This window comes from Helicobacter pylori (assembly GCF_009689985.1).
Lineage (GTDB): Bacteria > Campylobacterota > Campylobacteria > Campylobacterales > Helicobacteraceae > Helicobacter > Helicobacter pylori_CG.
The window spans coordinates 14,003-27,577 of record NZ_QBAW01000013.1 but is presented as its reverse complement, the minus strand read 5'-3'; the positions used below and the strand labels follow the sequence as shown (position 1 = coordinate 27,577).

Annotated in this window: 12 protein-coding genes and 2 pseudogenes; 12 read left to right on the top strand and 2 right to left on the bottom strand. The window is 37.5% G+C overall.

Features of this window, described 5'->3' with window-relative positions; genetic code table 11:
* Positions 1 to 281 precede the first annotated feature (281 nt).
* On the bottom strand, positions 282 to 446 hold the full coding sequence (locus tag DBU79_RS07320; protein WP_154412004.1) for a hypothetical protein: 165 nt from the start codon (positions 444 to 446) through the stop codon (positions 282 to 284).
* Between the two features lie 111 nt (positions 447 to 557).
* Positions 558 to 956, bottom strand: a pseudogene (locus tag DBU79_RS07315) (hypothetical protein).
* Positions 957 to 1,036: 80 nt separating this feature from the next.
* On the opposite strand from DBU79_RS07315, the gene DBU79_RS07310 reads away from it, so the two are divergent.
* The 12 genes and pseudogenes from DBU79_RS07310 to atpD all read left to right on the top strand — a co-directional run bounded on the left by DBU79_RS07310 (position 1,037) and on the right by atpD (position 13,571).
* A complete protein-coding gene (locus DBU79_RS07310; protein ID WP_134890646.1) occupies positions 1,037 to 2,326 on the top strand; it encodes a DUF2130 domain-containing protein in 1,290 nt (429 codons plus the stop codon).
* 59 nt (positions 2,327 to 2,385) lie between these two features.
* Positions 2,386 to 4,854 (top strand): annotated as a pseudogene (locus tag DBU79_RS07305) (AAA family ATPase).
* A gap of 1 nt (position 4,855) precedes the next feature.
* Entirely contained in the window at positions 4,856 to 5,773 is a 918-nt protein-coding gene (fmt, locus tag DBU79_RS07300) for a methionyl-tRNA formyltransferase (protein ID WP_154412003.1), read from the top strand.
* On the top strand, positions 5,770 to 6,408 hold the full coding sequence (locus tag DBU79_RS07295; protein WP_134890645.1) for a biotin--[acetyl-CoA-carboxylase] ligase: 639 nt from the start codon (positions 5,770 to 5,772) through the stop codon (positions 6,406 to 6,408). The genes fmt and DBU79_RS07295 overlap by 4 nt, the downstream gene beginning before the upstream one ends.
* Positions 6,409 to 6,413: 5 nt before the next feature.
* A complete protein-coding gene (gene soj / locus DBU79_RS07290; RefSeq protein WP_162967157.1) occupies positions 6,414 to 7,205 on the top strand; it encodes a chromosome partitioning ATPase Soj in 792 nt (263 codons plus the stop codon).
* Between the two features lie 3 nt (positions 7,206 to 7,208).
* Positions 7,209 to 8,081: a ParB/RepB/Spo0J family partition protein gene (locus DBU79_RS07285; protein WP_154412002.1), complete on the top strand. Its 873-nt coding sequence runs from the start codon at positions 7,209 to 7,211 to the stop codon at positions 8,079 to 8,081.
* 110 nt (positions 8,082 to 8,191) lie between these two features.
* Positions 8,192 to 8,626, top strand: a complete 435-nt coding sequence (locus tag DBU79_RS07280; RefSeq protein WP_154412001.1) for a FoF1 ATP synthase subunit B' — start codon at positions 8,192 to 8,194, stop codon at positions 8,624 to 8,626.
* A gap of 3 nt (positions 8,627 to 8,629) precedes the next feature.
* On the top strand, positions 8,630 to 9,145 hold the full coding sequence (locus tag DBU79_RS07275) for a F0F1 ATP synthase subunit B (protein ID WP_000244688.1): 516 nt from the start codon (positions 8,630 to 8,632) through the stop codon (positions 9,143 to 9,145).
* Positions 9,146 to 9,688 carry a F0F1 ATP synthase subunit delta gene (locus DBU79_RS07270; RefSeq protein ID WP_134890504.1) on the top strand — a complete coding sequence of 181 codons (543 nt, stop codon included), beginning with the start codon at positions 9,146 to 9,148 and terminating at the stop codon, positions 9,686 to 9,688. It begins immediately after the preceding gene.
* Between the two features lie 22 nt (positions 9,689 to 9,710).
* Complete coding sequence (atpA, locus tag DBU79_RS07265) at positions 9,711 to 11,222, top strand: F0F1 ATP synthase subunit alpha (protein ID WP_154412000.1); 1,512 nt, start codon at positions 9,711 to 9,713, stop codon at positions 11,220 to 11,222.
* 14 nt (positions 11,223 to 11,236) lie between these two features.
* Positions 11,237 to 12,142 carry an ATP synthase F1 subunit gamma gene (atpG, locus tag DBU79_RS07260; protein ID WP_154411999.1) on the top strand — a complete coding sequence of 302 codons (906 nt, stop codon included), beginning with the start codon at positions 11,237 to 11,239 and terminating at the stop codon, positions 12,140 to 12,142.
* Positions 12,143 to 12,170: 28 nt separating this feature from the next.
* A complete protein-coding gene (atpD, locus tag DBU79_RS07255) occupies positions 12,171 to 13,571 on the top strand; it encodes a F0F1 ATP synthase subunit beta (protein WP_195834250.1) in 1,401 nt (466 codons plus the stop codon).
* Positions 13,572 to 13,575: the final 4 nt, after the last annotated feature.

Sequence of the window (13,575 nt, the reverse complement as noted above, 5' to 3'; positions counted from 1 at the left end):
AGTATTACCTGACAAAAGAACTTCTTGTTGCTTAGTTTTGAAAGATTGAGCTTATTCTTTCTTTTTACTTCTTGATTTTTCATTTGATTTTTGATTTTGGTTTGATTGATTTTAATACTTGTTTTTGGTTTTTTCTTGTTTCTTAGATCTTGCTTTTTTCATTCTTGTGTTTTGCTTGTTTGTTGGTTGCTATTTTAAATTTTTTGCTAGTTGTGTTGGATTTAGCGTTGAGCTTTCTTAATTCTTTTGTTTAGATTTATTGCTTCTTGTTTTTTTAATGTTTAATGTTTAATGATTTTAATCGCTTGATTTTGTTTTTTACTGCTTATGGCTTTTGTTGTTTCGCCTTGTTTTTCTTGTGTTTGAGTTTTGCATTTGTTGTTTTTAGTGGGTCTGATCTGATTGTAATTGAATGCGTTTGGATTTGAAAACTCCGTTCCCATCAAGCATTGATGTTTAAAACCTTATTTTTGTAGTTTTAAGTTTTATTTTATAGTGAAAATCATATAATATAAGACAATAGGGGATTATTTTTAATTTTTTAACGCCCTGTATTTCTAGAGTTTTAAACGCTCAAGGATTTGGGTTTTAATTTCTTTCGGATCTAGTTGAACAAGTTGTTGGTATTCAAAATTGCGTGCTTGAAAATCAATACAATAATTCAAAAATAATAGAATTGTTTTCATAGGGGCAACTAGGCGCATGCCCGAATAATGGAATTGAGCGCAAGAAAGCGCAGTAAATACGCTGTAGGGTTTTAATAGGGGATTTCTATTGTGTGGATTGAGTTTGATAAGACTTCCAAAAGCAATTGTTTTTATACTTTTGTTTTCATCAGATTGGTTTTGTAAAATAACTTGTTCTAAAAAATGATTGATGAGCGGCACTCTATGCACCGATATGGGTCTTGGGATAGACGCCTTTTGTAATGCCAATGCAAGACTTCTTCCTACCATCTTATTGGATAAAACCTGCTTAAGTTAAATTGATCCCATTCTATTATAAAATATAAAAAACCAAATCTTAAAGGAAAACCATGCGAGAAAATCAAATCACATGCCCCAAGTGCCAAACGCTCATTGATGTGAGGGAAGCGCTATACAAACAGATTGAGTTAGAAAATCAAAGCCGGTTTTTAGCCCAACAAAGAGAGTTTGAAAAGGAGGTGAATGAAAAAAGAGCGCAGTATCAAAGCTATTTCAAAAATTTAGAGCAAAAAGAAGAGGCTCTAAAAGAGCGAGCAAAAGAGCAACAGGCCAAATTTGATGAGGCGGTCAAACAGGCGAGCGTTCTAGTTTTGCAAGATGAAAGGGCTAAGATCATTGAAGAAGCCAGAAAAAACGCTTTTTTAGAGCAGCAAAAGGGCTTGGAATTGTTGCAAAAAGAGTTAGACGAGAAGTCCAAACAAGTCCAGGAATTGCACCAAAAAGAAGCGGAAATTGAAAGGCTCAAAAGAGAAAATAACGAAGCCGAGAGCCGATTGAAAGCTGAAAATGAAAAAAAATTGAATGAAAAATTGGATTTGGAAAGGGAAAAAATAGAAAAAGCCTTGCATGAAAAAAACGAATTGAAATTCAAGCAGCAAGAAGAGCAATTAGAAATGTTAAGAAACGAGTTGAAAAACGCTCAAAGAAAGGCGGAGTTAAGCTCGCAGCAATTCCAGGGCGAGGTGCAAGAATTAGCGATTGAAGAGTTTTTAAGGCAAAAATTCCCCCTAGATAGCATTGAAGAAATCAAAAAAGGGCAAAGAGGGGGCGATTGCATTCAAGTGGTGCATACTAGGGAATTTCAAAATTGCGGGAAAATTTATTATGAGAGCAAACGCACTAAAGAATTTCAAAAAGCTTGGGTGGAAAAGCTTAAAAGCGACATGCGAGAGATTGGGGCTGATGTGGGGGTCATTGTGAGTGAAGCACTGCCTAAAGAGATGGAGAGGATGGGGTTATTTGAAGGGGTGTGGGTGTGTTCGTTTGAAGAGTTTAAGGGGTTGAGCGCGGTGTTAAGAGAGGGGGTTATTCAAGTGAGTTTGGCTAAAAAAAGTCAGGAAAATAAGGGCGATAAAGTGAATCTGCTCTATCATTATTTGACAAGCTCTGAATTTTCTATGCAAGTGAATGCGATTATAGAGGGGTTTGAGCAATTGAGAGCGGATCTAGAAAGCGAAAAACGCGCGATGGCTAGGATCTGGAAAAGCAGGGAAAAACAAATTGACAAAGTGTTTGAGGGCACGATTAACATGTATGGCTCTATCAAGGGCATTGCGGGTAATGCGATTGGGCAAGTGAAAGCGCTAGAGCTTGGGTATGATGGGGAAGATTTAGAGTGATATAATTTTGTATCTAATTGAGTTGTATAAGAAAAATTAAAGGAAAAGCGAGAAAAAACATGGCGATCAATATCAAAAAGATAAAATCTTTTAAGGCGTTTTGTGGTTTAGACATGATTGAAATGGATGAGTTTAAACACTATAATATCATTTTTGGAAATAATGGGTGCGGAAAAACAAGCTTGACAAGGGCTTTTGAGTTACTGATTCCAAAAAATAAGCACATTGAAAAGTATCGCACCATTTCTGCTGATAAATCCCCAAGCATTGAGTTTGAATGCGAAGATAGAAGCTATAAAATAGAGCCAAATAGCGATATTAGAGTGCCACCCTTTAAGGTTGAAATCTATAATAGTGATTTTCTGCACAATAACGCGCCTTTAAATAGTGAGTTTGGACTTAAAAAACTAGATGATGGCACAATCATTTTAGAAGGCTCGGTTTTAGGCGAAGAAACGAAAGAAATCAATCAATTAAAAGATTGTAGAGAGAAAGTAGAAAAAAGACAAAAGAAAATTAAAGATGAGAACGACACTGAGAATACTTTAAGCGCTAAGCAAGAAAGTGAAATTAAAAAATATGATAAAGAAATAGAAAGAATACGACAAAAAATGACTTCAAATACCATTAAAATAACACCAGATGAGATTGGAATAAATAATTTCTATAAAGTGTCAAAGGATAAATTTAAATATCAAGAAGATGTATTAACGAATTTGGAAAAAGATTTTAATAAATTGAATGAAGCCATGAAAAAATTTGATGGTTTAAAAGAAATGGAATTGCCTAAAGATTATCAAGCAATAAAAGATAAGTTAGAATTTTTATTTTCCTTTGATATAGATAAAGAGGCGGGGGAAGTTTCAAAGAAAATTAAAGAGCATATTAGCAAGGTTGGAAGAGAGTTTATTGAGAAAGGAATAGAATTGCAAAAAGAAATGCCTGATAATGCATGCCCTTTTTGCACTCAAAAAATTCCCAATGAGATTATTCAAGAATATACAAGTTACTTTAATGAGAGCGTTGAAACATTTAATCAACGTTCTTTAGAAATGAGTGGGACTTTAAAAAATATTTTAGACCAATGGAATATCAAAGAAATATTGCAAGCGTTTGAGCAATTCAAACCTTTCATGGAGGATTTTTCACAAAATAAGGAAAGTTTAGAAAATGCGTTAGAGCAAATAAAAGTTTTATTAGAAAAACTTCAAAAAGAAGTGGATAAAAAAGAGGGAGCTAAAAATAAGGAAAAATTTCAAGAGATAGATAAAGAATTGTTGGAAATTCAGAAAGATATCCAACAACATGTTGATGAGACTAGAAAGATTTTAAACGAAAAGAAAAAACAAAAAGAGAAATTAGAAAAATTAAAAACCGAGTTGAAAGAAGCAAGGATTAAAAAGGTTAAACATGATAGCTACGATTGGCAAAAGAGCAAAGAAGAGGCTGAGAGAAAACTATCAGTTTTAAATCGTAGGCATGAGAGATTAAACCGCCTTTTAGAAAAAATTGACAATAAACTCAAAGAGTTAAACGATCAAAAACGCCCTGATATTAAAATCATTAATAACTATCTTAAAGCTTTAAATTTGCCTAAATATTCTTTGGATAAAGACTATAGAATTGTTTTAAATTCTGATGCTTTAGAAAATAGTGAGGCTGAGATGATTTTAAGCGGTGGTGAAAAAACCACGCTCGCATTTGCGTATTTTTTAGCGCGTTTAAAATTATTTTATAAAAAAGAGGATTTAAAAGATTTAGTTGTTGTCATAGATGATCCTATCTCCAGTTTAGATGAGCAAAGGATTTATAACACTTCTGATATTGTGGCAAAAATCAATTAAGAACTAGCAGGGGAAGCATTGAAGAAAGATGAATATAAAGCGCAAGTATTTGTTTTAACTCACAATCATACTTTTATGGCGCGTTTAATCAATATGGTAGGGGTAGGCAAACATGCTCGCTATTTCCAATTAGAACGCAATCAAAGTCAATTAAAAATTGTTTGTAAAAATGAAGTCGTTGGTTATTTTGACACTTTCTACTTGCTTTTATTTAGAGAAGTGTATGAATTTGCGAAAAAAGAAAAAGTGCAAGATAATTATAATGAGGCGATAAATTATGGGAACAAAGTAAGGATTTTATTAGAAAGTTTTTTAAAGATTAATTTCATTGACTCGTTTCTTACAGAAAAACATGATGGTGTTTTTAAGAAAGACAGGATTGAATCTTTGATAAAAACAGCAAATGAGGAAGTTAAGTTGAATTTTTCAAAACTACCTTTTAATAAGGATAATGATTGTAATATAGAAAATGAAGAGGTGCTTCGTCAAAAAATCTTATATATCGCAAAAGGCTTGCATTTAGATAGTCATGGAAGCGTTGTGGATTTTTTTAGATCTTATAAAATTTCACTTAAAAATGTCCAAGAATTTGCGAAAATAGCTATTAATGCTATGAAAATTTTAAATCCTTATCAAACACGATCTTATATGGGGAGTGTGGATAAAACTAAAAACAAGGAATAACATGCGTATCGTATTTATGGGAACGCCTGGTTTTGCTGAAGTGATTTTAAGGGCGTTGGTTGAAAATGAAGATAAAAATATAGAAGTGGTGGGGCTATTCACTCAAAGGGACAAACCTTTTGGGCGCAAAAAAGAATTGAAAGCCCCAGAGACTAAAACATACATTTTAGAAAATCGTTTAAATATCCCCATTTTCCAGCCGCAAAGTTTGAAAGAGCCTGAAGTCCAAATCTTAAAAGATCTAAAGCCTGATTTTATCGTGGTGGTGGCTTATGGTAAGATTTTGCCTAAAGAGGTTTTAACCATTGCTCCTTGCATCAATTTACATGCGTCGTTATTGCCCAAATACAGGGGGGCTTCGCCCATTCATGAGATGATACTCAATGACGATAGGATTTATGGTATAAGCACCATGCTTATGGATTTGGAGTTGGATAGCGGGGATATTTTAGAAAGTGCTTCTTTTTTAAGAGAAGATTATTTGGATTTAGACGCTTTAAGTTTAAAATTAGTGCGCATGGGGGCGACTCTGCTTCTTTCAACGCTCAAAAATTTCTCTTCCATCACAAGAAAGCCTCAAGATCACATGCAGGCTAGTTTTTGTAAAAAAATCACCAAAGCTGATGGTTTAGTGGGTTTTAAAGACGCTAAAAACTTGTTTTTAAAATCGCTTGCGTTTAAATCTTGGCCAGAAATCTTTTTAGAAAATAGCCTTAAACTTTTAGATGTAGAATTGGTGGAGAATGAAAAGAGACACAAGGAAGGCGAGATTTTAGCCATTGATGAAAAAGGCGTTCTTGTAGGCTGTTTGAAAGGCAGTGTGCGTATAGCAAGGTTGCAAGCGGTGGGTAAAAAGCCTTTGAAAGCGAAGGACTATTTGAATGGCAAGCGTTTGAAAGTAGGCGGTATTTTGGCATGAGAAAATGTGAAAAAAGGGTTTTTGATAGCCTACCTTCCACGCAAACCTATCTTTTAGAAAAACTTAAAAACGATGCGCTCAAAGCCCCTGTTTTGATTGTGGCTAAAAACCAAAGCGCTGGGATAGGCAGTAGGGGGAATATTTGGGAGGGCACAAAAAGCGCTTTGACTTTTTCGCTCGCTTTAAACGCAAGCGATTTGCCTAAAGATTTACCCATGCAAGCGAACGCTTTGTATTTGGGGTTTTTATTCAAAGAAGTTTTAAAAGAGCTAGGCTCTCAAACTTGGCTTAAATGGCCTAACGATTTGTATTTGGGGGGTCAAAAAATAGGGGGCGTGCTGGTTAATGTTTATAAAGGCATGCGGGTGTGCGGCATTGGCGTGAATAGGGTTTCAAATAAATGGGCGTGTTTAGATATTGGTGCGAGCGATGATTGGATTATAGAGAGCTTTTTAAAAAAAATAGAAGAAAATCTGTTTTGGGGGGAAGTTTTAAGTAAGTATGCGTTAGAATTTCATAGGAGCAACTCTTTTAGCTTCCATAATGATTGGGGTGAAGCGGTGAGTTTGAAAGATGCGGAATTGTTAGAAGACGGCCGTGTTTGTATTAAAGGTAAGATTTATGATAGGATGTGAGTATGATGAATGAAATCATTGCAGTGGCTAATCAAAAAGGGGGTGTGGGCAAAACGACAACAGCGGTTAATTTAGCGGCTTCTTTAGCGGTGCATGAAAAAAAAATCTTGTTGATTGATTTTGACCCTCAAGCCAACGCCACTTCAAGCTTGGGTTTTAGGCGCGATAAAATTGATTATGATATTTATCATGTGCTGATTGGCCGTAAGCAAATTTCTCAAGTGATCTTAAAAACCCAAATGCCTTTTTTGGATTTAGTGCCTTCTAATTTGGGTTTGGCCGGGTTTGAAAAAACCTTTTATGACAGCCAAGATGAGAACAAACGAGGCGAGCTCATGCTCAAAAACGCCTTAGAGAGTGTGGTGGGGCTTTATGATTATATTATTATTGATTCCCCGCCAGCTCTAGGGCCTCTCACGATCAATTCGCTTTCAGCAGCCCATTCGGTGATCATTCCTATCCAATGCGAATTTTTTGCCCTTGAAGGCACTAAATTATTGCTTAACACCATTAGAATGCTGCAAAAAAGCACGAACCCTAAACTCAAAATCAGAGGTTTTTTACCCACAATGCATGTCCCTCAGCTCAATTTGACAAAAGGGGTTTTAGCGGAATTGTTTAAGTATTTTGACTCAGAGTTTTTTAGAGATTCGGTTACAGGAGAGTATATTATGATCCCTAAAAGCGTGAAACTAGCAGAATCGCCTAGTTTTGGCAAGCCCATTTTACTCTATGATATTAAATCTAATGGCAGTATCGCTTATCAAAAATTAGCTCAAAGCATTCTTCAAGGGTAGCATATGGCAAAAAATAAAGTGTTGGGTAGGGGTTTAGCGGATATTTTCCCTGAAATCAATGAAGTGTATGAGCAAGGGCTGTATGAAAGAGCGAATCGGGTTGTGGAGCTTGGTATTGATGAGGTGATGCCTAATCCTTACCAGCCCAGAAAAATCTTTAGCGAAGATTCCTTAGAAGAATTAGCACAATCCATTAAAGAACATGGTTTATTGCAACCGGTTTTGGTGGTGAGTGAGAACGGGCGTTACCATTTGATCGCTGGTGAAAGGCGCTTAAGAGCGAGCAAATTAGCTAAAATGCCTACGATTAAGGCGATTGTTGTGGATATTGAGCAAGAAAAAATGCGTGAAGTCGCTTTGATTGAAAATATCCAGCGAGAAGATTTAAACCCCTTGGAGTTGGCTAGATCGTATAAAGAATTGCTTGAAAGCTATCAAATGACCCAAGAAGAGCTGTCTAAAATCGTTAAAAAATCCCGAGCCCATGTGGCTAATATCATGCGTTTATTGACGCTCTCTTCTAAGGTTCAAAACGCTCTTTTAGAAGAAAAAATCACTTCAGGGCATGCAAAAGTTTTGGTGGGTTTGGATGAAGAAAAACAAGAATTGATTTTAAATTCCATCATAGGGCAGAAACTCAGCGTGCGCCAGACAGAAGATTTAGCGCGTGATTTTAAAATAAACGCAAATTTTGAAAATAAAAAACATGGTTTCAAGGAAACCCAAACGCTCATCGCTGAAGATGAATTAAAACGCTTTAATCAAAGTTTGTGGGATCATTACAAGCTTAAAGCTACTTTGAAAGGGAATAAAATCGTTTTACGATGTTATGAAAATTCTCTTTTAGAGGCTTTTATGAAAAAAATGATGTCTTAACGCTTGAGTATTCTCAAATTTTAAGCGATTTTTTGTTACAATGAAGCTAGTGTTTTTATAACAAATGCGAGTTTTCAAATATTTTTAGGTTTTCAGGAAAGAAATAGGTCATGAATATATCGGTTAACCCCTATTTAATGGCGGTCGTTTTTGTGGTGTTTGTGTTATTGTTGTGGGCGATGAATGTTTGGGTGTATAGGCCTTTGTTGGCTTTTATGGATAACAGACAGGCAGAGATAAAGGATAGCTTGGCTAAAATCAAAACGGATAACACCCAAAGCGTGGAGATTGGCCATCAAATTGAGACTATTCTTAAAGAAGCTGCTGAAAAGCACAGAGAAATGATAGCGGAAGCGATTCAAAAAGCTACAGAGTCCTATGACGCTGTGATCAAGCAAAAAGAGAACGAACTCAATCAAGAGTTTGAAGCGTTCGCAAAGCAATTACAAAATGAAAAGCAAGTCTTAAAAGAGCAGTTGCAAGCGCAAATGCCGGTATTTGAAGACGAGTTAAACAAGCGTGTGGCTATGGGTTTAGGGAGTTGATAGATGGTGTTAGTTAAAATGGTGTTAGGGTTTTTGATCCTTTTAAGCCCTTTGTGTGCTACTGGATTGGATATTTCACAAACGGACATTATAGAGCGTTCTTTAAATTTCCTCTTATTTGCGGGGATTTTGTGGTATTTTTTAGCTAAAAAACTGCGAGCGTTTTTGCACTCCAAAAGCCTTGAAATCTCCAAACGCTTAGAAGAGATTCAAGCCCAACTTAAAGTGAGTAAAGAAAACAAGAAAAAACTCCTAAAAGAATTAGAGCAAGCCAAAGAAAAAGCTGAATTGATTATTTCTGATGCGAATAAAGAAGCTTACACGATCACGCAAAAATACGAATTGCAAACCAAAATGGATGTGGAAAATTTGATCAAAAATTCTAAGGCGTTGATGGATTTAGAAGTTAAAAAGATCAAAAGAGAGCTGGTTGAAAGCGTTTTTAAAGATCTAAGAGAGAGCAAAAAAGTCTCTTTCAATGCGCAAGATTGCGTGAATATTTTGAAACAAAGGCTTTAAATGCAAGATTTAAAAGTGATCTCTAAGCATTATGCTAAGGCGTTGAAAAACCACACTAAAAGCGATCTAGCGTTATTGGAAGAAATCGTTGTGGGGCTTAAAAATGTAGCAGAAGCCATAAAATTACACAAACTCAACCAGGTGTTAGCTCATGTTTCTTTAAAAGTTAAAAAAGAGGTTGTATTTGAAATCTTAGAAAAAATAACTTCCACAAAAGCATGTTCAGTTTTAAAGCCTGTAATGGAAGTGGTGTTAAAAAATAACCGGCTTGATATGTTGGAATTAGTCGCTGAAGAGCTGTCTTTTGATTCTAAAAAGACTTTAGAAGCCACGCTTTTAGTCCCGCAAAAGCTTGAAAATAAGGAGCTAGAAGAAGTGCAACAAAAATTGCAAGCGCATTTTAACGCCCCTGTAGAAATCGCTCAAGACACTTGGTCTAAAAAAGGGGTTTCTTTGAGCGTTTCAAGCTTGGATTTAGAAATAGGCTTTTCTAAAGAAGATATTTTAAAGAAAATAGAAAAACAGGTTATTCAATCTATTTAATCAATCTAAGGAGATAAAGATAATGTCCCAACTAAAATTGGAAGAAATCAGCTCGGTTATTGAAGAAAAAATCAAGAATTTTGAACTTGATTGCGATATGGCTGAAGTAGGAAAGGTCGTTTCATACGCTGATGGTGTGGCTAAGGTTTATGGCTTAAATGGTGTCATGTCGTATGAAGTGCTCGAGTTTGAAACAGGGGATAAAGGCGTTGCGGCTAACTTAGAAGAAGATAGCGTTGGCGTGATTGTGTTTGGTTTTGGTAACAATATTAAAGAGGGGACTAGCGTTAAACGCACGAAGAGTTTGATGAAAGTTCCTGTTGGCGATGCGGTTGTGGGGCGCGTGTTGAACGCTTTGGGTGAGCCTATTGATGGCAAGGGTGAGATAGAAACGAATGAGTTTAGCCTAATAGAGCAAAAAGCCCCAGGCATTATGGACAGAAAATCTGTGCATGAGCCTTTACAAACTGGCATTAAAGCCATTGATGCGTTGGTGCCTATTGGGCGCGGGCAAAGGGAATTGATTATTGGAGATAAACAAACCGGTAAAACCACCGTAGCGATCGATGCGATCATTAACCAAAAAGGGCAAAATGTGATCTGTATCTATGTGGCTATTGGGCAAAAAGAATCCACTGTCGCGCAAGTGGTCCGCAAATTAGAAGAATACGGGGCGATGGAATACAGCGTTGTGATTAACGCTTCGGCTTCAGATTCAGCTGCGATGCAATATTTAGCCCCTTATTCAGGTGTGGCTATGGGGGAATACTTTAGAGATCATGCCCGCCATGCCCTAATCATTTATGACGATTTGAGTAAGCATGCTGTCGCTTACAGAGAGATGTCTTTGATTTTGAGAAGACCCCCAGGTAGGGAGGCTTTTCCTGGAGACGTGTTTTATATTCACTCACGGCTTTTAGAAAGAGCGGCTAAACTTTGCGATGAAAAGGGTGCCGGCTCTTTGACCGCGCTCCCTATTGTGGAAACTCAAGCGGGCGATGTTTCAGCTTATATCCCTACGAATATCATTTCTATTACAGACGGGCAAATTTTCTTAGAAACGGATTTGTTTTATTCAGGGATCCGCCCGGCTATCAATGTGGGCTTGTCGGTTTCAAGGGTTGGAGGGGCCGCTCAAATCAAAGCGACCAAGCAGGTTTCAGGGACTTTGCGCCTGGATTTAGCGCAATACAGAGAGTTGCAAGCCTTCACGCAATTCGCTTCTGATTTAGATGAAGCGAGTAAAAAGCAATTAGAAAGGGGGCAACGCATGGTGGAAGTGCTGAAACAAGCCCCTTATTCGCCCTTGCCTATTGAAAAGCAAGTGGTCATTATTTACGCTGGGGCTAAGGGCTTTTTAGACAGCGTGAGCGTGAAAAAAGTCGTGGATTTTGAAGAGCAACTATACCCTTTCTTGGAAGCAAAATACCCCCAAGTTTTAGAAGAAATCCACACTAAAAAAGTGCTAGATAAGGATTTGGAAGCCATGCTAAGAAAAGTCTTAGAGGAATTTAAGCTCACTTATAGCGAGTAGGAGACGGCTAGAATATGGCGAATTTAAGAGACATTAGAAAGAAAATTGGAAGCGTTAAAAACACGCAAAAAATCACGCATGCGATGAAACTCGTTTCCACTTCCAAGCTAAGAAAAGCCGAAGAAGTTGCAAGAAATTCCAGAGCGTATGCGTTGAAACTAGACGCTGTGTTTGATGATGTGCTATCTAAGATGAAAAATCAAGGGATTGAAGACATTCAAAGCAAGTATTTTAGGGAACTAGAAAGATTTGAAATCAAAAAAGTGGATATTATTTTTATCACAGCCGATAAAGGGCTTTGTGGGGGCTTTAACACTAATACTATTAAAAAAGTTTTAGCATGCACGAATGAATACAAAGAAAAAGACATTAAAGTGCGTTTGCGCGGTATTGGTAAAAAGGGTAATGAGTATTTTGGCTTTAACGGGATAGAGGTTTTAGACAAGATCAATAATTTGAGTTCTATGCCTAATTATGAACACGCTCAAGAATTCATGAAAAAAGTGGTAGAGGATTATTTGAGTGGGAAAACCGATAAGGTGATTATCATTCATAATGGCTTTAAAAACATGATCAGCCAAGAAATAAGAGTCAAAACAATTTTGCCTATTGGGTATAAAATCATCCACCAAAACCCTCAGCCTAATGAGACGCAAGAGACTATTACTAGCGAACCAAGCGGGAGTGAAGATGAAATTTTAGACTCTTTGGCAGAAAAATATGTGGAGTATAGTTTATACTATGCTTTGATTGATTCTTTAGCCGCAGAGCATAGCGCTAGAATGCAGGCTATGGATACAGCGACAAATAACGCTAAAGATTTGGTTAAAACTTTAACTATTTCTTATAATAAAGCCAGACAAGAGGCGATTACGACCGAGCTAGTAGAAATCAATGCAGGCGTAGAAGCCCTAAAATAAAAATTACATTTAAGGAGCGATGAAAGCGATGGAAGGTAAAATCATTCAGGTTTTAGGCCCTGTGGTAGATGTGGAGTTTGAATCCTATCTACCGGCGATTTTTGAAGCGCTAGACATTAATTTTGAAGTCAATGGTGTTCAAAAATCTTTAGTTTTAGAGGTGGCAGCCCATTTGGGCGGTAATCGGGTGCGAGCGATTGCTATGGATATGACAGAAGGCTTGGTGCGTAATCAGATCGTCAAAGCTCGTGGCAAGATGATTGAAGTGCCTGTGGGCGAAGAAGTGTTGGGGCGTATTTTTAATGTTGTGGGCGAGAGCATTGACAATTTAGAGCCTCTTAAGCCGTCCTTAACTTGGCCCATTCACAGAAAAGCCCCTAGTTTTGAGCAGCAAAGCACTAAAACAGAAATGTTTGAAACCGGTATTAAAGTCATTGACTTGCTCGCGCCTTATTCTAAGGGCGGTAAAGTAGGCTTGTTTGGTGGGGCTGGCGTAGGGAAGACGGTGATCATTATGGAGCTTATCCACAATGTGGCTTATAAGCATAACGGGTATTCGGTGTTTGCAGGTGTGGGGGAGCGCACCAGAGAAGGGAACGATCTGTATTTTGAGATGAAAGAAGGGGGCGTTTTAGACAAAGTTGCGCTGTGCTATGGGCAAATGAATGAGCCACCAGGCGCAAGGAACCGCATCGCATTCACCGGCTTGACGATGGCGGAGTATTTTCGTGATGAAAAGGACTTAGATGTGTTGATGTTTATTGACAACATCTTTAGATACGCTCAAAGCGGTGCGGAAATGAGCGCTCTATTAGGCCGTATCCCTTCAGCGGTGGGGTATCAGCCCACGCTAGCTGGGGAAATGGGGAAACTTCAAGAGCGCATCGCTTCCACTAAAAATGGCTCTATCACTTCCGTTCAAGCGGTGTATGTGCCGGCCGATGACTTGACTGACCCAGCCCCTGCTTCTGTGTTTGCGCACTTAGATGCGACTACGGTGTTGAACAGAAAGATCGCTGAAAAAGGGATTTATCCTGCAGTGGATCCTTTGGATTCCACTTCAAGGATCTTAAGCCCTCAAATGATTGGCGAGAAGCACTATGAAATCGCTACCGGTATCCAACAAGTTTTGCAAAAATACAAGGATTTGCAAGACATTATTGCGATTTTAGGTTTAGACGAATTGAGCGAAGAGGATAAAAAAACGGTTGAAAGGGCCAGAAAAATTGAGAAGTTTTTATCCCAGCCGTTTTTTGTGGCTGAAGTGTTTACGGGAAGTCCTGGTAAATATGTAACTCTCCAAGAGACTTTAGAGGGCTTTGGAGGGATTTTAGAAGGTAAATACGATCATATTCCTGAGAACGCGTTTTACATGGTGGGCAGCATTCAAGAGGTTTTAGAAAAAGCTAAAAACATGAAAAATTCCTAAGGGT